Source organism: Pseudoalteromonas sp. PS5 (assembly GCF_004103255.1).
GTDB classification, from domain to species: domain Bacteria; phylum Pseudomonadota; class Gammaproteobacteria; order Enterobacterales; family Alteromonadaceae; genus Pseudoalteromonas; species Pseudoalteromonas peptidolytica.
On the sequence record NZ_RCSQ01000164.1, the window covers coordinates 1 to 25,666 of the forward strand.

Below are 25,666 nucleotides of genomic sequence, written 5' to 3' on the forward strand. Positions count from 1 at the left end.
CCCCCCGCAGTTTAGTCGCCACTAGCGATTTTGTTATTGAACACCCAAAGCTTACCTATTGTTTTTCCAATGCTTTATATGAATCAATAAGAGCACCACCTGTTGTAGATTAATTTAGTCCTTTTCCGTGCTTAATTAATTTAAAGATAGAGGTGATCTATGAACACTAACACCGTTATAAAAACACAGCCTGTGTTTGCCTATGAACTTGCTGAAAATCATTTTCCTGCGTGCGGTACTGATAATCTTGAACAGGCTCCAGCGCATTGTCTTATGCACACTTTGCATTTGTCACCAATGCAGCATATTGATGAAAATAGTAGTATTGATGAAGCCGCACTAGTGTTGACTAAAACGCACCGCAGAGCAAGTTTCGTTGTTGATAGCCAAGAAAAGCTGGTAGGTATGATATCGAACGCTAGGCTTGGCAGCCGTTATGTATTGAGTATGGCCGAAAAACGTGGCTGTACTAGACGAGATTTGACTGTAAATGATGTCATGATCCCACTTTCAGAGCTGCGTCAAATTACACTTAAACAAACAAGTCAGGCTGTCGTTGGCAAAGTATTAAAAACCATGGAAGAGGCAGGTCACGAGTTCTTATTAGTGATAGATGACTCAACGCTTTACCCAGTGGGTTATTTTGATCTTATTGATTTGCTGAAAGCCTGTGGACGAGCGGTAAATTCAATTAAACCAGCGAATAAATTTAGTGATATTGTTGGTACTATTTTACACCACGCCGAAATTTAAATACTGAATCCCTAAAGTTAATGTAAATTAAAGTTAGCAAGGCGTCGCGAGGCGCCTTTTTCGTGGATGACTGTACTGTTACTGCTCCTGCTTGCAATGGATAAGGTTGCGGTATGCTAGGAGCGCTTGATATAGAGCTGGTTATTTTGCACCGTTAAAGTCAAGTTGTCGCCAAGACTCATATACAAATACTGAGACAGCATTGGACAGGTTCATACTACGGCTATCTGGGCGCATTGGAATACGCACGCGTTGTGGCTCTGGTAATGAGAAAATTATCTCTTCTGGTAGACCGCGAGTTTCAGGACCAAACAGCAAGCAGTCACCTTCTTCGTAGGCCACCTCGTGATGATATTTAGTACCTTTTGTTGTGCAAGCAAATACTCTTTTTGGGTTACGTTTAGCAAGGTAAGCCTCAAAATTGGGATGACGCTCGACTTCGCTAAATTCATGATAATCCAAGCCTGCACGCCTTACTCGTTTATCATCCCATTCAAATCCCAAAGGTTCAATTAAGTGCAGCGAATATCCAGTATTGGCACACAAACGAATAATATTACCAGTATTAGGTGGGATCTCGGGTTGGTATAAAACGATGTCTAACATGATAAGCCTCAATAAAAATTTGCACGGCAGTATAGCCCATCTCCAATCAGAATTACACGTGTGACCGGGGTAAAAGAAAAGCACAGCAAGCATAGAGTTTTGCATCTCTTTAACTTATCAAAGTAATGAACACAGATAGGAGCGTGCAGCAACTGAACATGAGACTATTGCAAAAAAATTGACATTCGTAATCTGTTTTTCATTTCAAACCATTACCCTGTAATATAAGTATATCGCCATACTTTCGTGGGTGGTTCGTTAGTCAGTTGGGTATTTCTAAGGGGTAAATGTGAGTCGTAGCTACGAGTTTTGGGTGAGATTTTCCAGTATATTCACGATTGCTATTGTAGGGGTGATGATAGCAGCGAAGTGTTGGGCTTGGCTGTCTTCTGGAAGCGCAGCAATGCTCGGCTCTTTAACCGACTCATTACTTGATATTAGTGCGTCGTTGATGAACTTGTTTGTGTTAAGTTACGCATTGCGACCGGCTGATGATGATCATAGGTTTGGTCACGGTAAGGCTGAAGCGCTAGCTGGGCTCGGGCAAGCGGCATTTATTGCAGGGTCGGCCAGTTTACTAGCATTTCATGGTGTAGAGCGGATCATTAACCCTACACAAATTCCCCATTCTTTATTTGGGGTATGGGTGAGTTTATTTGCTATTGTCTGCACGTTGTTAGTTGTTGCGGTGCAGTATCAAGTTGTCAAACGTACTCAATCTATCGCAATTAAAGCCGATTCATTGCACTATAAAGGTGATATTTTACTTAACCTAGCTGTATTGGTCGCGGTATTGCTGAACTTTTATGGCATTGGCTACGCGGATCCTATTTTTGCTATCGCTGTTGCAATGTACTTACTTTACAACAGCTGGGACATTGCCAAAGAAAGCGCTGCGCACTTGATGGATAAAGAGTTACCAGACGATGAAAAGGCGCAAATTGTGCTTATTGCTTCAAGCCATGAAGATGTTTATGGTGTACATGATTTACGTACAAGGCAAGGCGGAAAAATAAAGTTTATCCAGCTCCATTTAGAGTTAGATGATGATATGCCGTTGATGCGAGCACATAATGTTGCAGATGAAGTGGTAGCCAGTATTAAAGAAGAGTTTGAGTGTGAGATGGATATTCTTATCCATCAGGACCCTGTGTCGCTTGCGCTCGGTAATACCCCTGTAAATTCGTAAAAATCTCTAAGCACGGCTCTGCGAGTTATGTCTTGCTCGCAAAGTAGCTCATGTTTTCCTGCAAACTCGGTACGTGTCACCTTATCATGGTGCGCGGCAAAGCGGATCTGTGCCTTGTTGTCGACGATACTATCGTGAGTTGCACAAGCGACGCGGACTGGAATATTTAGCTCGACTTTGGTCAGTGCTCGACATTTTTGCAGTGCAGTATAAAGCCAGGCGAAGCTAACCCCTCCAAGTTGTAGTTCAGGATATTGATCGTATAACCCTCTAAATAAAGCGTAACGTATAGGGCAATTTGTCAGATCATTATCTTGAAACGGTTTACTTTGGTATTGTTGCTGACCGATAGCATATTGTTTGCCTAATCCTACTAGACATGCCAATCCAGCAATGGCTTCAGCAACCCAAGCAGGGTAGGGAGCGGTGTTGATCCCAAGCATTGGTGCTGATAAATACACGCCTTTAATATTGCTAGGGTTATACAGCGCTAAGTAGTTACAGGTGATTGCTCCTCCCATAGAATGCGCCAGTATAAACAGAGGTAGAGTGTTGTGTGGATTGACAACTTGCTGCATAAAACAGTGGAGAGTCGCTGCGTAATCATCAAATCGTTTTACGTAGCCAATGTGTTTGTTTTTTAACAAGCGAGGAGAATACCCTTGCCCTGGGTGATCATAGGTATATACAGCGATATTATTTTGTGCCAGTTCCCATAACAACTCCCTATATTTATGCGCGGATTCAATACGCCCATTAACCAATACCAAAGCAAACTGTGGTCTTTTTGGTATATGATAAACATAAAAAAGCATGCCGTGAGGAGTATCAAAAAAGCCTCGTTGACACTGTTGCCAGTGTTTATCTATTTCAGGAAGGTGAGATTCTAATTGCTCGCTGCAGCTATAAAACATGACTACCTATATAACGGAATACGAATGCTGACCTGAAGGCCAACATTGTTAGTAAATTCAATATGGGCATCATGCACTTTTAGTGCATGTTGGGCAATGGCAAGCCCTAAACCAAACCCTCCTTTTTGATTATGCTCTGGTGTGCGTGCAGCTGAAACTCGAAAAAACGGGATACAAAGCTTGTCTAACATATCTTCACTCACCCCCTTGCCATCATCTTTTATGATACAAAGGAGCTGCTCGTTGGTACTCTGAATATCGAGGTTAATCGTGCTATTTGCGTATTTAATGGCATTACGAATGATGTTTTCAAAGGCGCGATTTAGCAGCATAGCATCGCCATTGAGCGTTACTTCAGGTATTGTGCTGGCGACAAATTGCTTGCTTAATTGTTGCGCCTCAAACAGAGCATCTTCGATAATTGGGTCGAGTAGCTCATTGAGGGGGATCGGCTGTTTTTCTATTGGTATTTGGTCGGCTTCTAGTTTTGACAAATGCAAAATATCACCGAGCATGTTCTCCACTAATTGTGCTTCACGCTCTATGCGTTCAAAGTAACCTTGGTTGTCCTTCGTTGCGTGGCCTGCGGCCAATCCCGTCGCCATTTGCAAGCGGGTAAGCGGAGAGCGAAGCTCATGAGAAATATCTGCAAGCAGGCGCTTTTGATTATTGACCAAAGACTCTAACTTATCAGCCATCAGGTTGAAGTCATGGCCTAGTTGACCAAGTTCGTCTTGACGCTTTTTGTCTATGTTTGCACGGCTGCTTAAGTCTCCTTGAGATAGCTTGGCTGCGCTTATTTGCAGTGCCTTAATTGGTGTAAGCAAGTTTCTGGTAAACCAAAAACACAGCAATAGACTCGCGCCTAATACCACCGCAATTTTAGCCCACAGCGGCAATGCTCTAAGCTTAATAATTGCACTTGGCGTGTGATTTTCAAATACCAAATAAAGGCGATAGTTATCATTATTCAGTGTGACTTCAAGCGGCCCGAATGCTTTATATTCAGGTGTGTAAATGGCCAGTGGTTTGGTATCTTCTGTAAAGCTAAGTAAATCGAGGTCAAGTGCTTTGATCCTTGGATTTGCGGCAATACTCTTTTCACGAACGCGGTGACTTAGGTAGATATTTCTCGCCTTTCTTTTGCGTAATTTTGCGATATTACTTAACTCAAAGTTGGGGCGTTGGCTGACTTGGGTTAAGACTTGCTCTAGTTGCTGTAAATTATGTAGCATCGACCTTGAGATCTTTTTAGTTTCCACAACGTCTGGCTGTAACAGGCTTATCCCAAGCAAAAGTAGAAGAGTAGCTATGATGGTTAGCCAAAACCATGCAAATACCTTAACTAATAAGTACCGCTTCATTCATTATGCCTTCAAAAATATATAACCAGAACCACGTATAGTTTTGATATAAGTATGGTCGCTCAAAGCTGCTATTTTCTTCCTAACGTTGGATACATGCATGTCAATTGAGCGGTCATAGGGCACCAGTGGCCTGCCTAAGACTTGACGAGATATAGTTTGTTTATCAACAACCTCACCGGCAGATCTCACCAATAATTGCAGCACTTCATATTCAGTTCCCGTCAGTGACAACAACTCACCACTCACAGAGGCGCTCCTAGCGCCGATGTCTAAGCTAAGCTGATGAATAGTAAAGGTGTCTTGAGGGCTGTGGTGCTTATAATGATCCACTCTGCGGGTGATCGCTTTAACCCGTGCAAGTAGCTCTCTGTGATTAAATGGCTTGGGTATATAATCATCTGCTCCCAACTCAAGACCAAAAATACGATCAAAATCGTCCCCTTTTGCGGTGAGCATAATAATTGGCGTCATTTTTTGTAAACGCAACGATTTTAACACTTCAAAGCCATCCATCTCAGGGAGCATGACATCTAACAATATAAGGTCAAAGTTTTGCTTTAACGCGCGCTGTAGCCCTTCAGTACCTGTATGCTCCATGTCGACTTCAAAACCTTCAGCACTAAAGTACTCGTGCAAAAGATCACAAAGTGCTTGGTCATCATCTATAAGTAAAATGCTATGTCTTATGGTCATACTTTATCCGGCGGCGATTGAAAAGATAATTACAGTGTCTGTCCCATGATGTATTACACCTTACTTTATTGCGGTATGTAAATTGCCTTTGCGTTTTTTTGCAAAGCACTGACAAAACTTTACCCTGATTTGACGTTCCTTTTCTTGTCGATTGCTAGATTAGGAGGTGACAAAGCAACGGCAAACAAGGAGCCAAAATAATGAGATTACTATCAACTTTAGCATTAGCAACAGTACTGAGCTTATCAGCAGTTAGCTTCAATGCAGATGCGGGATCTATGGGTCGGCAGTTAGAGCATTCAGCACGATTATTACTATCAGATAAAGGCCAAAAATTGTTGGAATTGAGCGATACGCAGCAATCACAATTAGCAACCATCTATGCTGATTTTAAAGCGGCAAAAAAAGCACTGAAAGAAAAAGGCAAAGACGTACGTAAATCACATCGTGAAGAGATGAAAGCATTAATGGACGCAGAGGTGTTTGACAAAGTACAGGCACAGCTGTTGCTTGAAAAGGGTCAAGACAAAAAACAAGCTTGGGCATTACTGGCAATGGAGACTCGACACAAAGTTTTTCACGTATTAAATGAAACACAACGTGAAAAAATCAAAACGCTTAAATTACACCGTAAGCACAAAAGAGCAAATAAAGCCGAGTAAATGATCCTTTTTCTTAAAATATCTCGCCCTTGGTCGTCTTTGCTAAGGGCTTATCTTATCTCTATTTCCACAATAATACCTACCTCACCGAAGTGTTTACTTAATTACCATTAAAATATTGGTGTGTGCGTAAAGCCCACGAATAGTATAGCCTAGAGTTACATGTTGATAACATGTGGATGTTGTGATATTTTTCGATTAAGAGTACATATGGCAAGTCTGCTGATAACTCTTTGCAATAGTGTTTAATTGAAATGGTTATTAATTTACGCACACAACCTTACCGGTAACTTTTGTCTATAAGTAAAGTCGTTTTACGCACGCTGTTGATTGCTGGTTACTAGGTATCACTGAGGAAAACATGCAGACACCTGAAGAATATGAGGTGACACTTAGGATCCGAGAGTTGCTTAAAGAGCTTAAAAAGCGTAAGGGCTACACTAAAAAAACAGTGAGTCAAAAGCTTGGGATCGGTCTAACCACGTTAGATGATTACCTAAATGGAACCAGCTCATTTCGTTTAGGTACATTGATAAAATTATCAGAAATCTGCCGCATTCAACTAAGCGATATCTTGGAAGGAGCGGGGCACATAGCAAAAAGCTATGAACAAGGTACAAAAAAGATTGAGCCTGATACAGAAAGTAATGAACAAAGAGAATCAAATTAACGATTGTTAGCCGTCAGTATTTTTTACTTATTTAGTGCTGTAATAACCTACTAAAACGCTTGTACAAGCGGTATTTTTTGGAAATAAAAAGTAATGAAAGGCCGATAACGGCCTCTACTACTCTTTGAAAAAACTGTCTTCATTTTTTGCTAAAGCAGCTTCGATGTCTTCAATTAAGCTTTGTGTATCTTGCTGAGTAAGTTCGCCGGTTTTCATCGGGGAAGAAATCTTGTTAGATTCATCTGACCAGTCACCCAAATCAATAAGCTGACAGCGCTTAGAGCAAAATGGGCGAAATTGACTCTTATCAGCCCACTCAACATCTTTTTGGCAGGTTGGGCATTTTACTATCGTCGGCATAACGTGTTACAACTCATAACTTCATTTTCTGATGCTGTAAGTCTAATGGTATTTAGAAGGTTTGTGAACTAAGTGCCTTAGTACTTTGTTTTACCGACTAAAAACTCTGGGTTTAAGAGAGCCTAGTTCAGAAGTAGTGATACAACACTACCTCTGAACAGATTTAATTAGGCCGCTTCATCCATATTTTTTTGTTTCAATAGTCTACTTGTTACAGTACCTGCAGTCATTGAGCCTGATACATTGAGTGCCGTTCTTGCCATATCAATTAATGGCTCAATTGAAATTAGCAGTGCAGCAATTGTCACGGGAAGTCCCATAGCAGGTAACACAACTAGAGCTGCGAAGGTGGCGCCACCGCCAACTCCTGCAATGCCAAATGAGCTAATTGCGACCATTGCGACTAAGGATACGATGAAGTCGATAGCAAAAGGGTCAACGCCAACCGTTGGCGCAACCATGACCGCCAACATCGCTGGATAGATACCAGCACAACCATTTTGTCCGATTGTCGCACCAAATGAAGCGGATAAATTTGCGATGGCGGGAGGTACATTGAGCTTGTGGATCTGCGCTTCAACATTAAGTGGAATGGTTGCCGCAGAGCTACGAGAGGTGAAGGCAAACGTTAAAACAGGCCAAATCTTTTGGAAAAACTGTTTTGGATTCTCTCCAACCAAAGTAACTAACAAGCCATGGACAACAAACATCAGTAAAATTGCCACATAAGACGCGATTATAAAGCCTAGTAGACTAACTATATCGGCCATACTTGATGTTGCTATTACTTTTGCCATCAAGCCTGCAACACCATAAGGTGTAAGGGCGATGATCATACGTACAAGACGAAGTACAACGGCTTGTGCGCCCTCAACCGCATTCTTTATTGGGCTGCTTAAGTTTGACTCTTCCATGATGGCTCTACGGGCGGCAATACCAGTTAATACGCCAAAAATTACCACAGCGATAATAGAGGTAGAACGTTCGCCTGTTAAGTCTGCAAATGGATTAGTTGGTACAAAGCTGAGTAACATTTGTGGGATGGTTAAATCAGCGACTGTTGTTGCTCTTTGTTCAAGTACAGCAATTCGTGCAGTTTCGCGCGCGCCTTCCACCAAGCCCGCTGCACTTAGCCCAAATGCTTGAGTGATAAAAATACCAATCAGGGCAGCAATCGCCGTGGTAAATACTAATATAGCGATAGTGACAAAAGAAATCTTACCGAGAGAGCCTTGATTGTCGAGCTTGACCACTGCTGCAATCATAGACACTAATACCAGAGGCATGATCACCATTTTAAGCAAGTTTACATAGCCACTGCCAACAATAGCGACCCAATCTAATACTGTTTGTTTAGTCGAGAGATCATTAGCGAAAACAAATTGTAGTGCGAGCCCAAATACACTACCGGCAACTAAGCCGAGTAATACAGTTCGAGAGAGCGTTTCAGCGCGCTGTTGAAAGCGATAAAGACCGAAAAGTATGGCAACAAACACCACCAATGCGGCGATAACAGCAAAAGACATCATGATACCTTTCGAAACATTAAAAAATAACGCGCAACTATAGCGGTTTTAGTGATTTTGCTAAAATATTCTTTCACTATGGAATAGAACAAAAGGTTATCAAAACAGGTAAAAGTTTTCTAGGAGATACTAATTGTAGATCCTTACTTAACCGAAGCTCAGATTACTTAACCCAAGTTCAGGATACTTACATTCACAGAGCTTTAAATGTTGAACTTGATAAAAGTTAGTGAGGTTGAAGAGATGTTTGTTGTTGCAAATGTATAGATAAAAAGCAATTGAATAAAGAAAGAGGAGATTGTTCCCCGGCTTCGTGGATGCCAATGTCAGCCCTTGAACCCTGAGGTTCAAGGCGGAGAGCAACAGCCTACCGTAGGCTTCTCGGTACATGCCGAGCATGCTCAATAGTAGACAAACTGCTATCCTAAACGAAATTTATCGGCTCAGGGACTTAATCAGCTGTCCGACGAGCTAGGGAACAACTACAGTATATAAAACATCTGCCGATCACGAAACCATAGTATTGCAATTTTTGTGTCAACCGCGTGGTTTTTCCCCAGTTTGCTTAGTGGCTGACCAAGCGTTAATCTGGGCGTTAACTTCGGCTCAATATTTACTCCATTATTATTAGTTTATTCCTTATCTACATCTTAAGTTAAAAAGGTGTGGGGGCAGTAAAGGTCATCATCTCATTGGTTGTGGGATGTGAAATTTGCAACATCTGTGCATGTAATTGCAGCCGCTTCGCTGCTGCTAATGCTTCATCTTTGGCATATAGTCGATCGCCAAGAATGACATGTCCAAGCGAAAGCATATGTACTCTGAGTTGATGAGAGCGCCCAGTGATGGGAGTCAATTTAACTCGGGTGGCCTGCGCTTCATATTCGATGACTTCAAAATGCGTTAATGAAGGCTTTCCTGTTTCATGGCAAACCATTTGTTTTGGGCGATTTGGCCAATCACACACAAGTGGTAAATCAACAGAGCCCGTTTGTTGCTGTAATTTGCCATGAACTCGAGCGATGTAGTATTTGTGGGTTAAGCGGTCTTGAAATTGGATGCTCAGGTGTCGATGCGCTGCTTTGTGCATGGCAAGGCATAATACGCCCGATGTTGCCATATCAAGGCGGTGTACAATTTTTGCTGTGGGGTAAACAAAATTTACTCTGGCGATAGCGCTGTCCCAGTGTTTTGGATCTTTGCCTGGTACAGTAAGTAACCCACTGGGCTTATTGATCACTAACATATCTTCATCTTGGTACAAAATGTCAAGATAGGGAGAAAGGGGGGGAGCGTAATTTAATAACACCAGCTGCCTCTGTACGAACAAGAACCAAGCCGGGTATTATATATGAGTTGCTTATTAAGCGGTAGCATGAAGAGAGCCGCAGCTCTCTTCATGCTAGGGAGTTACTGGTTCGCAACCACAATCAAACGAATAGCGTCTAACTTGAGCTGTGCTTTTTCAATGTGTGTGCTCAGCTCCGCTCTTTGTTTATCAAAAACCTTTATCTCTTCATCGCGAATATTAGGATTGATGGCTTTTAGTGCTTGCAGACGACCTTGCTCATCACCGAGTTGCTTTTGCATTTTATCCATCGCACTGGCTTGAATACTTTCAAGCTGAGTTTGGGCGATATCACTTGCTTGTGTGATAAGTGGATGGATTGCGCTTTGTAGTGCATTTACAAGTTTACTACCTGTTTGTCTGCCAACGGCAGAAAGTTGCTGATTGAAAGCATCAAATGCAACATTTTGTGCTAAGTCGTTCCCGCCTTTGTCCATTAGCACGCGAATTGGCGTGGGAGGTAAAAAGCGACCTAATTGCAGTGACTTAGGTGCCGAAGACTCAGCCACAAAGATCAATTCAACAAAGAAAGTGCCTACAGGTAACTTGTTGTTTTTCAACAGCGCAACGGATGCACAGCCAAAGTCGTCGTTGCAAATCATATCCATGACGCCACTGACCATAGGGTGATCCCAGCTAATAAAATGCGCATCTTCTTGCGATAATGCTGTGTCGCGATCAAAGGTTACCGTGATCCCGTCGTCTTTTAAGCATGGAAACGATGGGTTTAGCATGTGCTCAGTAGGCTTCAGGATAATGGTATTCTCGCCTTTGTCCTCTTGATTAACACCAAAAGTATCAAACACATTAATCATGAATGCAGGCAAGATTACGTCGTTATCAAGCGCTTCGATTTCAGCAACGATGTTATCTGTCTTACCTTGACCACTAGAGTGAAGCTCAAGTAGACGGTCTCGGCCTTGCTCCATCTTTGTGCGCAGCTGTGCATTTTCTTTTGCGGCTTGCTCTAATAATGGATCTAGCTCGTCTTCGTCACAATTATGTTCAGCAATTAGCGCCAGCAAATCATCAGAGAAAGATTTATACAGCATTTGTCCTGTTGTGCTGGTGGTTTCAAACGCATCTAAGCCTTCGTGATACCAACGTAGTAATACTTCTTGTGCGGTGTTTTCAAAGTAAGGCACATGAATATTGATATCATGTTTTTGACCAATACGGTCAAGGCGACCAATACGTTGCTCAAGCAAGTCAGGGTTAAGCGGCAAATCAAATAGCACTAAGTGATGTGAGAACTGGAAGTTTCGACCTTCAGAGCCAATTTCTGAACAAAGCAATACTTGCGCACTATCATATTCATCGGCAAAAAATGCCGCCGCACGGTCACGCTCGATAATCGACATGCCTTCGTGGAATACTGCCGCTTTAATGGCTTCACGTTCACGTAACACCTGCTCAAGGCTAATCGCGGTTTCTGCTTTGGCACAAATAAGGAGTACTTTTTCATGCTTTAACTCTTTTAATTTAGCAATTAACCACTCAACGCGGGGGTCGAACTGTGCCCAGCCGCTTCCTTCACCTTCAAATTCTTGGAAGATTTTTTCAGGGAATAATGCACGCATCGCGTTAAATTCAGGGCTTTGAATGCCGCCAATGTTACCCATTACCGACATTGCTGTTTTGTATTGCTTAGGTAAAGGTACTGGGTATTGATGTAATAAACGACTTGGGTAGCCATCAATGCCACTACGGCTATTTCTAAATAGAATACGGCCAGTTCCATGGCGGTCTAATAGCATAGACAAGATTTCAGCTTTGGCGTCGCTATCGCCATTTTGTGCCTTTGCTAGCAGCTCTGAAATATCGGTTTCTTTTAGCAATGTACAAAGTGTTTGCTCTTCTTTTGCATCTAGCTTTTTATCTTGCAGTAAGTTGTTCGCGGCTTCTGCAACTTCTTTATAGTGGCTTTCCTCTTCTACAAACACGTCGTAATCATAGAAACGGTCAGGGTCTAGTAGCTGCAAACGCGCAAAGTGACTGCGGTGGCCAAGCTGATCTGGTGTTGCAGTTAGCAAGATCAATCCAGGAATGTCTTGAGCAAGTTCTGCAATACGTTGATACTCAGTGCTTGGCTTTTCCTTAGTGACTGTCAGGTGGTGCGCTTCATCGACAATCAGTAGATCCCAATCGGCGAGTGTAGCTTGCTCAAACCAGCGGCGCTTTTTGGTAATAAATTCTAGACTAACCAGTACCAGTTGTTCTGTTTCGAATACATTCGGTGCATCTGCATACGCTTCACTACAACGCTCTTCGTCAAAAATAGAAAAGTGCAGGTTAAAGCGGCGTAGCATCTCGACTAACCATTGATGTTGCAAGTTTTCAGGAACTACAATCAACACACGGTTGGCACGGCCAGATAAGATTTGCTGGTGTAAAATCATACCTGCTTCAATGGTTTTACCTAGGCCTACTTCATCAGACAGAAGTACGCGAGGTGCAAAACGCTTACCGACTTCATCGGCAATGTAAAGCTGGTGCGGAATAAGGCTTGCACGCTGACCTATCAACCCTTTGAGATGAGACTGTTCTTTATCAAACTGATGCTGCCAAGTTTGATAACGTAGCGTATAACGGTCAAAACGATCGATCTGGCCTGCGAATAGACGGTCTTGAGGTTTATTGAATTTAAGGAAGTGATCAAGAAAGGTCTCTTTAAATGAAGTCTCTTCTTCATTGTCAACTCGAGTACCATGATAGCAAAATAGTCCATTTTGCTCTTCCACGCTGTCAACACGCAGTTCCCACTCTTCAACATGGCGGATCACATCGCCTGGGTTGAATACCACTCGAGTTACAGGTGCTTCCTGTACTGAGTAAACACGGTTTTCTCCGCTAGCAGGAAATAAAATAGTCACTTGACGCCCCTCAAGTGCCACTATCGTGCCCAATCCTAAATCTGATTCCGTATCGCTGATCCAGCGCTGACCTAAGGAAAAATTCATGGTTATCTCGTCTATGCAGAAAAAAGGCGGCTATGTTACCTATTCACGCCCATTTGTTCAATATGAAAGTCAGTACACTGCTTTACAAATCAAGCTTGACAAGGAGCTGGACGAAATTGGCATGCCATTAGCCAACTAGTTGTTTTTTAACAAAACGCAAGTTGTATTTTCTTTTGTCATAAAAGCGACTTTTATGACAAATAGACTAAACTTGACCTATACCCAAAGCATAATTTGTCACACTCACCGTGTATTGGGTATAGCATAATAATCTGTAAACAACAGGAATGCGCTATGGTAAAACAAGATAAAGACCATAAAGTATACGTACTAGACACCAACGTACTTCTCCACGAACCACTCGCTTACCTTTCTTTCCAAGAGCATGACGTTGTCGTTCCCATGACAGTTTTAGAAGAACTTGACCACATCAAAGATAGAAAGAGTGATGTAAGTAGAGATGCGAGAGTTGCAATTCGCGGATTAGATGATGTACTGCGCGATGCAACGCCAGAGCAAATGCTAGAGGGGGTAGCGCTACCAACATTAAAACTTGAAAACCACAGAACGCCAAGTTCTGGAAAGTTGATAATTGTTAATGATCATTTATTTCCTGACTCTATATCAGGGTTACCTGGTAATGAAAATGACCATAGGATCATCAACTGTGCGGTACATTTACAAACGCAATATAGTGACAAAAAAGTCTTATTGGTTACCAAAGACATTAACATGCGGCTAAAAGCGAAGGGGGCTGGGCTTAAATATGTAGAAGACTATCGCACTGATCAGCTGATAGATGATATTGCATTACTTACCAGTGGGTTTAAAAAGGTTGATGGCGATTTTTGGCAAGATGTTGGGGAGTGTCAAACGCAGCAAAATGGCCGTTACACTATCCATGAGGTACCAAAATCATTGGTGCCTGATGTGTTTTGCAACGAGTATCTTATTGATGATACAAATCATTTTGCAGCGCGAGTGGTGGGGTATGATGATGAGCACATCAGATTAAAAGACCTTGGTGTTGAGCGCCTTATGCACCGTCAAGCATGGGGGGTAAAACCAAAGAATATAAACCAAGGTATGGCATTGGATGCGTTACTTGATACTGATATTGAACTGGTGATACTAACAGGGCCTGCGGGTTGCGGTAAGACATTACTAGCGCTTGCGAGCGCACTAGAGATGATTATTGAAAAAGGTATTTACGACAAAGTCATTGTGACGCGTAACACACCTGAAATCGCAGAGAGTATCGGATTTTTACCCGGCACCGAGGAAGAAAAAATGGCGCCTTGGCTTGCAGCCATCACCGATACTTTAGAGGTGCTTCATAAACATGATGAGAGCCCTGTCACGAGTCGAAACTACATCATGGAGAAAGCAAATATCCAATTTAAGTCGGTGAACTTTATGCGTGGCCGCAGTATTCAAAATGCGGTTGTTATTTTGGATGAGAGCCAAAACTTAACCGCCTCGCAATTAAAAACCATTATTACTCGCTGTGGCGAGGGCACTAAGCTTATTTGTACCGGCAACTTGGCACAGATAGACAGTAATTATCTAACCCCAGTTACATCTGGATTGACTTATATTGTGGAGCGATTTAAAGACTTTGAAGGCAGTGCTACCATCAATTTAAATGGCGTTGTAAGGAGTCGCTTAGCCAGTTTTGCGGAAGAAAATTTATAACTTGCCTTGAATCGGCTGGCTCGTTACTCTTTTGAATACGTATGTGTGCAAACGGGAATGAGCCAGTAAATGGATGCAACTAAAGAATTTTTACCACTAAGAAGCTATCGAAAGGGAATTTTAGTTGCAGTGGTTATTCCTATCTTGTTGGTACTCATTTTAGCTTACCACCTGTATCAAATTAAACTCGAACGCCAATATAAAGTGCGTTTTGGTCAGTATGAATACGTTTCTCAACAGCTCAAACAAGAGTTTTATGCTGCACATGTTGTGTTAGACAGTATTGCAGTTAATCTCGCGCAGCCAATCTCTTTTCAGAAACCACCAGAATGGTTGGAAGACATAGAACAGCACCCTGAGCATTATTATCATGCACTGCCAAATAGCGGCGGCGAAATTGTTGGCAGAGGGCAGGTAAACGAGGCCTTATTTGCAACTAAGCGTTGGCAGACCGTGTTGTCACTTAATACCGCTTTTGATGCAGCTTTGGCACTGCAAGGTGGGCTATATGCAGTTGCTTATATCGAAGATGATGGCTTTGCCTTTATTAAACGTAGGGAGGCCACGAGCAGCCACTTTATTACTCAGCTAGTGCGCGGTAAATTTCAGCCCGACTTTAGCCTTGGTAATATTGTCGTTGGCTCTCCAGTTAAATTTTTTGATAGGCAAATGTTCGCTCTTGGTAAAAAGCTCTCGACGGTCGACAATACCCATATTTTAATGATTTACGATAGTCATATTATTGATCGTTGGCTGCAAAACATAGGCTCTTTGGATGGAACCATGGAGTTTAAAAACCAAAGTAATGAAATCATTGCGGGGGAGCGTTTTGACTATGAGCATGCCGGGCTTGCAAAGTCTGCTGCGCCTTGGCAGTACGGATTACACTTTATTGCAGAGCCAGCTAAAGAACCTATTAGCTTAAATTATCATGAAAGCTATGCACAATTTGCCGCGCCCCTGCAACGAGAAATATTGCTAGAGCTTGCGCTATTGCTCTTTTTTATATTATTTACGTTTACCACCATTGTGTGGCTTAGTCGGCAGATTTTTGTGCGGCCATTAACGCACTTTGTCAACTATCTCTCGTTACAGGAACACTCACCTGAAACAACGTTAAATTATCCTATTCCCTCAGAATGGCAACCATGGTTTGCTCAAATCAAACAAGTCGTAGAGCAAAAATCGCGCTTAATGCATACGCTAAAGCAGCATAACCAAGAACTTGATGACGAAATAAAGCGTAAGCAGCAAGCACTAAAGCAGAGTTTTGAAGCTAAGGAACGCCAAGCTGCATTATTAAATGCCGTATTAGACTCGGTACCAGACATCATTTACTTCAAAAATATTGATGGCTCTTTCATTGGCTGTAACCGAGCGTTTGAGGAGTTTATGGGGGTGGATAAGTCTTTATTGGTGGCGAAAACTCAACGAGAAATTACCTCCGGCCTCACTATTTTACTTGAGCAAGAGGCATTAATGGAACACTCACAAGAACAAGTGTCTACCAACTTTGTATTGGGTAAAAATACCTACTTTTTAACTATCACACCACTTAAATCGGACACTGGAAAGTTGATTGGGTGCTTGGGCGTTGCACGTGATATTACAGCAGCTCAAGAAGCTTACAACGCTTTAAGAGATTCTGAAGAAAACTTTAGAGCGGCAACTGAGTTTGCCCCCAATGGGGTTATTTTATCAGCAATAGATGGCAAAATACTGGAAATGAACAAAGCTGCAAAGCGCTTTTTATCCTTAGATAAAAACACCGGAGAAAAGCAGCTGGAGCGGTTGTTTGATGAACAAAACTGGCAGTCGCTTCAAAGTGTGTTAGCTGGGTTATTAAAGCAGCAAAAAAAAGTAGTAGAACACACGGTTTCGCAGGCAGGTAAGCACAGGTGGCTTCAACTTAGCATCTCTTTGGTTTGGGATAAGGATAAACGCCCAAAATACTATGTTATTCATATTCAAAATATTACAGGCCTGCTGCTTGCTAAGCAGGACGCTGAACGTGCAACACTTGCTAAAAGCCGCTTTATCGCAAATATTAGCCATGAAATTAGAACGCCAATCAATGCTATTTTAGGTCTTGCGGACATGATAAATAGTGAGTCGCTAACACGACTGCAAAGTAAAAAATTGCAACAGCTTTCTGGTGCTGCAAACGAACTATTGGCAATGCTCAATAGCATTTTGGAATTTGCAAAAGTAGAGAGTCACCAAGGCACTATCCAGTACGAGACCTTTCAAGCTTGTCAGGCATTTACGGCCATAGAGTCGTTGATAAAGCCTTTGTGTATGCAAAAAGGCTTATCATTTGAGTTGCAAATTGACGCCTTAGTTTGGCCCTATCTGTATAGCGATGAAGACAAGATCAAACAAATATTAGTTAACTTATTAAGTAATGCAGTTAAGTACACCAATCAAGGCCAAATTGGCTTAAAAGTTGATGTCACAGCGGATACAACGGCTAAGCAAACAATAAAGTTTGCAGTGTGGGATACTGGTGTTGGGATTAAAGCACAACAAGTGGAACATCTCTTTGACGCCTTTACTCAAGGGGACGAGAGCTTCACTCGACGACATGAAGGGATTGGTCTTGGACTTGCGATCGTAAAACAAGAAGTGGCATTACTGGGAGGAAATATTACCGTTGACTCGACGCCCAACCAAGGTAGTTGCTTCTTTTTTGAATTGGTTGTGGATAAAGGAGCTTGCCCCATTGTCGAGAGCCATAAGGCCGTTTACTGTCTTGTTGACACACAGGAGCAATTGCCGAGTTACCTCGCGGGACTGGCAACCCCTATATTGTTAGATCAAGTATCGCAAAGTGCTGAAGATTTGGAGCAGTCCATCGTGGTTGTGCCTCCACACTGTGCCAATTTACCTGCAGGTGTTTTAGCGAGTACTAAGGCCGTTATATTACATTGTGACGAGCAACTAACAGAGCAAAATAACCATATCGCCCTGAATCAACATGTGTTCTATCAATCTGCATATACTTGGCTTGCGGAGTTTGCTCACATGACGCAAACCGTGGATAGTGGTTGTGTGCAAGTAGCTGGCGCGCTGTGTTTGGTGGTAGATGATAACAGTCTGAATCTGGATATTACTGAAAATATGTTGAAAAAGAATGGCATATCGACAGTTGCACTTCAAAGTGCTGAGAGAATTCAGGAAATAGTACAAACCTTAAGTCCTGATGCCATTTTGATGGATATTCATATGCCCAAGGTTGATGGTTATCAAGCCACTCAACAAATAAGAAAGATATGCTCAGCAGCTGAGCTTCCGATTATCGCGTTGACTGCAAATGCAAGTAAAGAAGAGCGTGCGAAGGCTGCTAAAGTCGGTATGAATGACTATTTGGTAAAACCCATTAGTAGCGCTCAAGCTTGTAAAACGCTTGCAAGTAATATTGTTAAGTCAGAGTTTACTACAGAGGCATTTTTTGATTATGAGTTTGCCTTGTCACAGATGATGCAAAATGAAACGTTTTTGCAAACAATGTTAGATAAATTTGCTAAACTTTGTCATGATTACCTAGAACAGGTCAGCCAACTTGAACAGGGGGCAGCTTTATTTGAACTTGCACATGGCATCAAAGGGGCGGCTGCGGGATTAGGGTTTAAGCGGCTTGCTAAAGTGGCCAAAGACCTTGAAACGCAAAGTAAAAAAATTACAACTATAACAAATCGCACAGACTTGGATAAACTTACCACCGCACTATCTCAAGTCATATGCTTTATTGAGCAAAGAAGGTAGTACTAAGGGATGCAGCAAGCTGAGCATATTTTTATAATTGATGACGACCCGATAAACAAAATGGTATTAACCAACATCCTGAGTGAGGATCACACACTTTTTCACTGTGAAGATCATGCGTTTTGCATCGATGAGGTAAAAGCGAATCGTACCGATCTGATTATTTTAGATGTTGCTATGGGCAATGGATCTGGTTTTACCATTTTGGAGAAGCTAAAAAAAGACGCGAGCACTTATGGGATCCCGGTGATAGTCATATCGGGTAGCGTGAGTTTTAAAGACGAAGCGAGGGGACTCGAATTAGGCGCCGTAGACTATATTACAAAGCCTTTTAACCCTCTGATAGTAAAAACAAGACTCAAAAATCATCTGGCAATTAAGAAAAAGAATGACTTACTAGAAAAGCTGGTTTCATTGGATGGATTGACGGAATTACCAAATCGTAGACGTTTAGATGAACAAATGCGAGCGTTATTAACCGGAAGTGAGGCTGCACAGGGCTGTTTTTCTATCATGCTGGTTGAACTCGATTTCTTTAAAACGTTTAACGAGCATTATGGTTATATGCATGGTGATACTTGTTTGTTTAAGGTGGCTAAAGCGCTAGAAGAAACGGCCGCACGCTACAGTGTATTTATAGGTCGCTTCGATGGTACTCGCTTTGCTTTAGTATCGGCACAGCATGATATTGATACTGTAACATCAATTGCACAGTCACTTCATGATGCAGTTAATGCGTTAAAAATACCACATATCGCTTCTCCCATTTGTGCACATGTTAGTGTCAGTATCGGGGCTGTCCATATTGAGCAACATAAAACCCTAGAGCTCAACGAATTGATAAAAAATGCTGATAGCGCGCTGGCAGAAGCGCAAAAGCAACAGAGTACAATATTTATCAAACAGATATAATACGTTTTTTATAAAAGCTATAGCTCAGCATGGTTTCGAGCTTAGATAAAGAATGGGCACGCAATAGGTTGTGTAGTTGCTTTGTAGCTTGTCTTAATTACACCATCCTTGGTGTGTATACACGTTACAGAATTTGTTTAAGTGCGCTATCACCAAAGCCGATAAGCTGATTATTTTTGAATACTAGCGCAGTACATTCATCTTTGGTTATTTTTCCATCTGAATGCTTGCTGTTTGTAGCATAGTAAAGCACTTGATAATTATCACCATCTTTTGCCACGAGTTCACTGAAGTCAGGAGTAGACAGCGCTTCTTTTACCGTTGCGTAATCGGTGCCCATTTTAAAATCCGCTATCTTTTCACGGTTTTCACGCTGCTTTTGTTCCCAATTCGAATTGTATTTAGATGCCCAGCCGTGCTCAACTTCACCATCCGATACTGCAACAATACAACCTGATAACAGAGTCGAGCTTAGTGCTGCTACTAACATTAATTTTTTCATTATTCTTTCCTTTTTGCTCTTTATTGCTGTTTTTTATTGTAAACAGCTTTTCACTTTTTTGTACCTTATCAAAGCAAACTTTTTGCCAACTTGTAATGTTTAATAATATCAATAACTTGCTTTTTTATGTCCAACCTGGGGGTTACATTTTTACCAAAATTTAGTGATATTCATCATTGTTCAAGTAACTAGACCACTCTATTTCTGTCTGTGCCGGAGGCGAATGCGTTAATATTGAGTGCGATCTCATTTACCAAGCGTGCAATAGCCTCTTTACTTGCCCATGCAATATGAGGGGTGAGTAGCAAATTATCGCCTTGATAGTTCACCAATGGATTATCTGTGCGAGCAGGTTCATGTGTTAACACGTCCACCGCAGCTCCTGCAATTTGATTATTATTAAGTGCATTAACAAGAGCTTGCTCGTTTACTATCCCACCTCTTGCTGTATTTATTATAAAAGCATGACCTTGAAGTGCTGCAAACTCAGCGTCATCAATCAAGTTTTCAGTTTCTGCTGTCAGGGGGCAATGGATAGACACAATATCAGCAATACGTAGTGCCTCAGTAAAAGCCATTCGGCCATTTCTAACTTGAGTGGCGCCTTTACGCTCAGCAATGATCACCTTTGCACCAAATGCTTTGGCAACATTTGCAACCGCTTCACCCAAAGCGCCATGCCCTATAATGACAAAATGCTTTCCTGCGATTTCGCTAATGTCGTAATCTAAACGGCAAAACATAGGGCTTTGCTGCCAGCGTCCAGCTTGGCAATCTTGTTGGTAACGATGAATATTTGTCATCAAATTACCTAACATAGTAAAAGTATGCTGAACAACAGAGGGGGTTGAGTAACCAGCTACATTTGCCACCGCAACATGATGTGCCTTAGCTGCTTCTAACTCGATATTATTAACCCCGGTGGCTGCGACACAAATCAGCTTTAATTTCGGTAAAGACGCAATGAGCTTCGCATCAAGTTTGACTTTATTGGTAATTATGACTTCTGCGTTTTCACATCGAGACAAGATGTCTTCGTAGGCGGTCATATCATAAGATGTGAGTGTGCCTAATTTAGCAATAGGTGTAAGGTCGGTATTGGCAAGAGTTTTAGCGTCTAAAACCACTATTTGCATTATTTTTATCCTTTACTTGACTTTGGAGTTAACTCTAAGGTTTATACTTATCATATCGGCTAGGATAATCTTCGGGACTGAGGAGTGTAAAGTGATAAAGATTGGTGAGCTGGCAAATCGGCTTAACGTATCGACGGACACGTTAAGATATTACGAAGCAAATGATCTGCTTCACCCTTGCGCAAGGAGTGAAGGAGGGTATCGCTTGTTTGATGAGCAAAGTGAAAAACAGATGCGTTTTATTCTTCGTGCTAAAAAAGTGGGATTTAGCCTCAAAGAAGTGCAAGATCTGTTAAAAATTAAATTTGAAAAGCATCAGCACAGCTGTGAAGAAGTAAAAACGCTGACGCTCACTAAGCGTGATTTAGTCAGAGCGCGCATAGCAGAGTTACAAAAGTTTGAACAATCCTTGTCAACACTGGCAGAACAATGCTGTGGTGGTGAGGAAGCAGCAGTGAGCTGCTCAATTTTAACCGCCTTGGAGGCTATCGATGAATGAACTGATATTGAATTTTTGGCAGCTATTTTTAGTATCAGCGCCATGGTTGTTACTAGGTTTAGTGTTAGCGGGCTTACTCAACGTTTTTATTCCAAAAGACTTACTGCAAAAGCACTTAGGTCAGGAAGGATTTTGGACGACAATTAAAGCTGCCTTAATTGGTGCGCCAATGCCATTATGTTCTTGCGGTGTTATACCCGCAGCGGTTGGGCTTAGAAGAGCTGGAGGGTCGAAAAGTGCGACGACAGCTTTTTTAGTTTCAACGCCCGAAACCGGCGTCGACTCAATCTCTGTTTCCTATGTGCTGCTTGGGCCTTTTATGGCAGTGATAAGACCTATTGCTGCGGTTACTAGTGCGATTGCAGCGGGTTTATTGGTTGGAAAGGAAAAAGATGAAGATAAAAAATCAACGACGGAAAAAGTGTCAAACACGTCTCCTAAAACTAGCAGTTGTTGTAGCGCCTCAGCCCCATCGGAGCCAAAACCGCAGGTAACCAAGTCTTGTTGCGATACTAAGCCGGTAACCAGCCCAAGCTGCTGTACAACAACAGAGCCAAAGCTAGTAGCCGCTGGAAGTAGTAATAGTAGTTGCCAGAGTAAGGCTTCATCGGCGTCAAATTGTTGTGATCCCAACCCTTCTGAAACCAGTTGTTGTAGCTCACAGCCAACAGAAGCGCAGTCAGCGATTACGGCAAAAATAATTGAAGCAATAAAGTTTAGCTGTAATAAGTTATTATCTGATACCGCGGTGTGGTTATTGATAGGCTTATTTTTTGCCGCGTTAGTGCAAACATTTGTACCTGAGTCATTTTTATCTCAATGGGGCGATGGTATTTTAGCGATGCTGGTGGTTATTTTGATCAGTATTCCAATGTATATTTGTGCTACCGCTTCAACGCCAATTGCAGCAGGTTTATTAATGGCTGGAGTGTCTCCGGGGGCGGTATTGGTATTCATGTTGGCAGGCCCTGCCACCAATATTGCTACTATAGGTGTTGTAGGTAAAGAGCTTGGGCGTAGAGCCGTATTTGCTTATTTGGTCGGTGTGATTGGGGTTGCGCTTATCTTTGGCTTCCTGACCGATCACCTCGTTGCTACCTATGGCTTTGTGGTCACTCCGATGATTGGTGAAGAGCATGAAATTCTGCCTCACTGGCTTAGCGTATCCATAGGAATATTACTTGCCGCATTACTACTGAGACTGGCGATACTTAAGCTGAGAGAAGTATTTAGAGCAGAGAGTGTGTAGTGCTGACTTTAAAGTAATCGTTATCCAGCACTGCTAAATTACGCTTAGGCATTTTATGTTCCAGCAAGATGTATTACTCTGGTGGTCAGACATGAAATGCTTAGCGTCTGTTTATCTGACACGATAGAATGCGCCAAAGTATGCTTTAATCCGAGAGTTTGAGAAGTAGAGTGGATAAATACGCTGACATAAGACCGTATAATGATGATGAAGTTGTACCTGCCTTGGCACGTTTATTGGGAGATGACCAGTTTATCGATGTTATCGCTAAATATAACTTGCCGGCATGGTTAAGTGCCTGGCCAGTAGTTGCCCGACCCCTAGTCAGAATGAAGCTTAAAAATAAGTGGGGAAACTTTTGCAGTATCGAGCAGGTACAAAATGAAGTTGCGTACTATTTACAGATTTTAATCAACAAAACGACGTCTCAAGTCACATATTCAGGTCTTGAGTCGCTTGACTCGCATACCTCTTATTTATTTATTTCAAATCACCGTGATATTGTCCTGGATCCAGCTTTGGTAAACTGGGGATTGCATCAACAGCATATGCGTACTGTTCGAATCGCGATTGGGGATAACCTGTTGCAAGTACCTTACATCACGGAGCTGATGCGTCTTAACAAAAGCTTTATCGTGAAACGCTCTGCAAAAGCGCCCAAAGAAATGCTAAAGGCGTTAACCCAGCTCTCTGCCTATATTTTTGACTCGCTTAGCGAAGGAAACTCTATTTGGATTGCCCAAAAAGAAGGACGAGCTAAAGATGGCATCGATCAAACGGATCCCGCTTTACTAAAGATGCTGCAGTTGAACGGCAGAAAGCTAAAAGTAGACTTTTCTGAGTATATTAAGCAGCTAAAAATTGTACCGGTTGCGATTTCATATCAATATGAACCATGTGCAGTAGCCAAAGCAAAAGAGTTGTATCATAAGCAGCAGTTTGGCCAGTATGTAAAGGCGCAAGGGGAAGATATTGCCAGTATTGTTGACGGCTTTAGCGCAGACAAAGGCCATGTGCATGTTGCCTTTGGTGCGCCAATTACTTGCGATGTGGAGAATCCTGACGAACTAGCCCAAGTTATTGATAAACAAATCTTAGAGCTTTATCACTTACATTCAACTAATCACTTGGCAGCAGGGGATGACACGAAAGTAAGCGCTGAGGATAGAGCTGATTTTATGTCAAAGCTTGAAACTGTTCCTGATGAACTGAAACAGTTTGTGGTGAGCATGTATGCTGAACCGCTACGCCGAAAAGGGATTTAATCCCTTTCTCGCGATTTGTTTTGCCTGCTATTCACTCGTGGTTAAACCATACCACTTGATCCAGTCTTTCTTCAGTAAGATAAAAGCTTGTACGCAGGTACTGTTAACTGTATCGCGCACCGAACAGTGAATGGGGAACACTCTCAAAGCGCATTATTCCGATACTGGCTTTTCGTAATATACGACTTCCATATCGCCTAAAATGTCAGTGTGTAGCCCTTTTTTGACAAAGCTCATCCCGAGCTTTTTCATTATATTGATAGAGCCTGTGTTGCCTTCATCAGCAATCGCACTAAAGTGCGTAACATCAGGGTTTGCACTGACTAATTCAGACATGACTTGTTGCGCCGCTTCGGTTGCAAGTCCTTTTCCCCATGATATCTGTTTAAATCGCCAGCCAAGTTCTAAATCTCGATCATTTCTTTGTTCGCTAAAAAAATGAGCAGGGCGGACTAGTATCCAGCCGAGAAAGTGTTTATCTGGCAACTCAAAACAGCCCCAAAGTCCCCATCCTTTAGACTCTTCGGTGAATGTACTTAAGCGTGGAATATAGACCGTTTTCACCTCTTCCAGTGAATTTGTTTTGCCACCTGTAATAAACTTCATCACCTCAGGGTCGCTATCAAGGTCGGCGAGTAGTTGGGCGTCTGCTGCGGTGAGCAAACGGTAATGTAACCTTTTTGAATCCTTTACTTGCATCTATTTATACTCCCAATAAAACTTTAGCGTACAAGAGCTTACATCCTGAGTAAAGGTAGTGATTAAGTTTGCGTAGACGCAGGCGTAACGCTTGACTAAAATACGCCGGCATTTTTTGATGGGGAACAGAGTGAACAATTCAGTATTAGCACTTAGACAGCAACAAATTGCTGCTGCACGACGAGAGTATAAAGCCAGAGGCTCCAAATTAGCGCGTTGTGAATGTTGCTTATTAGCGTCCACTTTGTGTATTTGCGATAAAGTACAAGTTGCTGAAGCAAACTGTGCAGTATGCTTGTTGATGTATCACAACGAAAGCTTTAAACCGTCCAATACCGGGCGTCTCATTGCTGATGTTATTCCTGATAATTATGCGTTTCGTTGGGACAGAACAGAACCTGATGAAGGTTTATTGGCGCTACTTGCAGATCCACAATATGCGCCGATAGTCGTTTTTCCTGAACAAGGGGTAAAGCCTGAGCGGGTGATCACGCAAATACATCGTACAGCCGATAAAAAACCATTGTTTATCTTTTTGGACGGAACATGGCGAGAAGCGAAAAAAATGTTTCGAAAAAGCCCTTACTTGGATAACCTGCCTGTGCTGTCAATCGCACCGGATAAGCTTTCAGATTATAAGCTTCGGGTGGCACCACATGAGCACCAGCTTGGAACGGCAGAAGTGGCTTGCGTATTGTTTGCTGAGTGTGGTGAGCAAGATGCCGCTGATAAATTAACTGCCCACTTTGTCGACTTTAGAGATGCTTACCTAAAAGGAAAGCGCAGCAAAATGTAGCCTAGGTATATTGTGAGCAATCACTAATACCAATTTGACTTAATACTTGTTCAATCTGACGGAGTAAATCTGACGCTAACCGCGTTAAAAATTTCTTATT

The 25,666-nt window shown here is 42.2% G+C and carries 23 protein-coding genes and 1 other RNA gene; 12 read left to right on the forward strand and 12 right to left on the reverse strand.

What is annotated here, in order from left to right:
- Positions 1–159 precede the first annotated feature (159 nt).
- Positions 160–753 carry a CBS domain-containing protein gene (locus D9603_RS18230; RefSeq protein WP_128732375.1) on the forward strand — a complete coding sequence of 198 codons (594 nt, stop codon included), beginning with the start codon at positions 160–162 and terminating at the stop codon, positions 751–753.
- 141 nt (positions 754–894) lie between these two features.
- On the opposite strand, the gene trmL is transcribed toward D9603_RS18230, so the two are convergent.
- Positions 895–1,359, reverse strand: a complete 465-nt coding sequence (gene trmL / locus D9603_RS18235; RefSeq protein WP_125251625.1) for a tRNA (uridine(34)/cytosine(34)/5-carboxymethylaminomethyluridine(34)-2'-O)-methyltransferase TrmL — start codon at positions 1,357–1,359, stop codon at positions 895–897.
- A 343-nt stretch (positions 1,360–1,702) separates the two neighbouring features.
- On the opposite strand from trmL, the gene D9603_RS18240 reads away from it, so the two are divergent.
- The gene (locus tag D9603_RS18240) at positions 1,703–2,548 is read left to right on the forward strand and encodes a cation diffusion facilitator family transporter (protein WP_345719114.1); all 846 of its coding nucleotides are present in this window, start codon (positions 1,703–1,705) and stop codon (positions 2,546–2,548) included.
- Here the strand turns inward: D9603_RS18240 and D9603_RS18245 are convergent.
- Genes D9603_RS18245 through D9603_RS18255 form a run of 3 tightly spaced genes read right to left on the reverse strand, consistent with a single transcriptional unit; the run spans position 2,500 to position 5,522 of the window.
- Positions 2,500–3,462 (reverse strand): alpha/beta hydrolase, encoded by a 963-nt coding sequence (locus D9603_RS18245; RefSeq protein ID WP_128732377.1) that lies wholly within the window; start codon positions 3,460–3,462, stop codon positions 2,500–2,502. The two genes, D9603_RS18240 and D9603_RS18245, sit on opposite strands and share 49 nt — an antisense overlap.
- Positions 3,463–3,464: 2 nt before the next feature.
- Positions 3,465–4,826 carry an ATP-binding protein gene (locus D9603_RS18250; protein WP_128732378.1) on the reverse strand — a complete coding sequence of 454 codons (1,362 nt, stop codon included), beginning with the start codon at positions 4,824–4,826 and terminating at the stop codon, positions 3,465–3,467.
- Between the two features lie 3 nt (positions 4,827–4,829).
- On the reverse strand, positions 4,830–5,522 hold the full coding sequence (locus tag D9603_RS18255; RefSeq protein ID WP_185745562.1) for a response regulator transcription factor: 693 nt from the start codon (positions 5,520–5,522) through the stop codon (positions 4,830–4,832).
- Positions 5,523–5,722: 200 nt separating this feature from the next.
- Between D9603_RS18255 and D9603_RS18260 the strand changes: the two genes are divergently transcribed.
- Together D9603_RS18260 and D9603_RS18265 are read left to right on the forward strand one after the other, a co-directional pair.
- A complete protein-coding gene (locus D9603_RS18260; RefSeq protein WP_128732379.1) occupies positions 5,723–6,184 on the forward strand; it encodes a Spy/CpxP family protein refolding chaperone in 462 nt (153 codons plus the stop codon).
- 361 nt (positions 6,185–6,545) lie between these two features.
- Positions 6,546–6,854, forward strand: a complete 309-nt coding sequence (locus D9603_RS18265; RefSeq protein WP_128732380.1) for a helix-turn-helix transcriptional regulator — start codon at positions 6,546–6,548, stop codon at positions 6,852–6,854.
- A 117-nt stretch (positions 6,855–6,971) separates the two neighbouring features.
- Here the strand turns inward: D9603_RS18265 and yacG are convergent, their stop codons facing one another.
- From yacG to rapA, 5 genes are all read right to left on the reverse strand, one after another.
- Complete coding sequence (gene yacG, locus D9603_RS18270; RefSeq protein ID WP_125251631.1) at positions 6,972–7,214, reverse strand: DNA gyrase inhibitor YacG; 243 nt, start codon at positions 7,212–7,214, stop codon at positions 6,972–6,974.
- Positions 7,215–7,381: 167 nt separating this feature from the next.
- The gene (locus D9603_RS18275; RefSeq protein WP_125251632.1) at positions 7,382–8,740 is read right to left on the reverse strand and encodes an L-cystine transporter; all 1,359 of its coding nucleotides are present in this window, start codon (positions 8,738–8,740) and stop codon (positions 7,382–7,384) included.
- 298 nt (positions 8,741–9,038) lie between these two features.
- A non-coding RNA gene (gene ssrS, locus D9603_RS18280) (6S RNA) lies at positions 9,039–9,221 on the reverse strand.
- A 174-nt stretch (positions 9,222–9,395) separates the two neighbouring features.
- Positions 9,396–10,049, reverse strand: a complete 654-nt coding sequence (gene rluA, locus D9603_RS18285; protein WP_128732381.1) for a bifunctional tRNA pseudouridine(32) synthase/23S rRNA pseudouridine(746) synthase RluA — start codon at positions 10,047–10,049, stop codon at positions 9,396–9,398.
- Between the two features lie 101 nt (positions 10,050–10,150).
- A complete protein-coding gene (rapA, locus tag D9603_RS18290; RefSeq protein ID WP_125251633.1) occupies positions 10,151–13,048 on the reverse strand; it encodes an RNA polymerase-associated protein RapA in 2,898 nt (965 codons plus the stop codon).
- On the opposite strand from rapA, the gene D9603_RS21890 reads away from it, so the two are divergent.
- From D9603_RS21890 to D9603_RS18305, 4 genes are all read left to right on the forward strand, one after another.
- Entirely contained in the window at positions 13,047–13,187 is a 141-nt protein-coding gene (locus D9603_RS21890; protein ID WP_170178654.1) for a hypothetical protein, read from the forward strand. The two genes, rapA and D9603_RS21890, sit on opposite strands and share 2 nt — an antisense overlap.
- Before the next feature lie 155 nt (positions 13,188–13,342).
- Positions 13,343–14,743 carry a PhoH family protein gene (locus D9603_RS18295; RefSeq protein WP_125251634.1) on the forward strand — a complete coding sequence of 467 codons (1,401 nt, stop codon included), beginning with the start codon at positions 13,343–13,345 and terminating at the stop codon, positions 14,741–14,743.
- Positions 14,744–14,812: 69 nt separating this feature from the next.
- The gene (locus tag D9603_RS18300; RefSeq protein WP_128732382.1) at positions 14,813–18,508 is read left to right on the forward strand and encodes an ATP-binding protein; all 3,696 of its coding nucleotides are present in this window, start codon (positions 14,813–14,815) and stop codon (positions 18,506–18,508) included.
- Positions 18,509–18,517: 9 nt separating this feature from the next.
- Entirely contained in the window at positions 18,518–19,420 is a 903-nt protein-coding gene (locus tag D9603_RS18305) for a diguanylate cyclase (RefSeq protein ID WP_128732383.1), read from the forward strand.
- Between the two features lie 124 nt (positions 19,421–19,544).
- On the opposite strand, the gene D9603_RS18310 is transcribed toward D9603_RS18305, so the two are convergent.
- Both D9603_RS18310 and D9603_RS18315 read right to left on the reverse strand, forming a co-directional pair.
- Positions 19,545–19,922: a DUF3192 domain-containing protein gene (locus D9603_RS18310; protein ID WP_128732384.1), complete on the reverse strand. Its 378-nt coding sequence runs from the start codon at positions 19,920–19,922 to the stop codon at positions 19,545–19,547.
- Positions 19,923–20,110: 188 nt separating this feature from the next.
- Positions 20,111–21,058: a D-2-hydroxyacid dehydrogenase gene (locus D9603_RS18315; RefSeq protein WP_125251638.1), complete on the reverse strand. Its 948-nt coding sequence runs from the start codon at positions 21,056–21,058 to the stop codon at positions 20,111–20,113.
- 91 nt (positions 21,059–21,149) lie between these two features.
- Between D9603_RS18315 and zntR the strand changes: the two genes are divergently transcribed.
- From zntR to D9603_RS18330, 3 genes are all read left to right on the forward strand, one after another.
- The gene (zntR, locus tag D9603_RS18320) at positions 21,150–21,557 is read left to right on the forward strand and encodes a Zn(2+)-responsive transcriptional regulator (protein ID WP_125251639.1); all 408 of its coding nucleotides are present in this window, start codon (positions 21,150–21,152) and stop codon (positions 21,555–21,557) included.
- On the forward strand, positions 21,550–22,806 hold the full coding sequence (locus D9603_RS18325; protein WP_128732385.1) for an SO_0444 family Cu/Zn efflux transporter: 1,257 nt from the start codon (positions 21,550–21,552) through the stop codon (positions 22,804–22,806). The genes zntR and D9603_RS18325 overlap by 8 nt, the downstream gene beginning before the upstream one ends.
- A 170-nt stretch (positions 22,807–22,976) precedes the next feature.
- The gene (locus D9603_RS18330; protein WP_128732386.1) at positions 22,977–24,071 is read left to right on the forward strand and encodes a 1-acyl-sn-glycerol-3-phosphate acyltransferase; all 1,095 of its coding nucleotides are present in this window, start codon (positions 22,977–22,979) and stop codon (positions 24,069–24,071) included.
- Between the two features lie 153 nt (positions 24,072–24,224).
- Here D9603_RS18330 and D9603_RS18335 read toward each other — a convergent pair whose 3' ends face one another.
- The gene (locus tag D9603_RS18335) at positions 24,225–24,770 is read right to left on the reverse strand and encodes a GNAT family N-acetyltransferase (RefSeq protein ID WP_128732387.1); all 546 of its coding nucleotides are present in this window, start codon (positions 24,768–24,770) and stop codon (positions 24,225–24,227) included.
- Positions 24,771–24,900: 130 nt separating this feature from the next.
- Here D9603_RS18335 and D9603_RS18340 point away from each other — a divergent pair, with 130 nt between their 5' ends.
- Positions 24,901–25,566, forward strand: a complete 666-nt coding sequence (locus D9603_RS18340; protein WP_128732388.1) for a tRNA-uridine aminocarboxypropyltransferase — start codon at positions 24,901–24,903, stop codon at positions 25,564–25,566.
- Positions 25,567–25,666 lie beyond the last annotated feature (100 nt).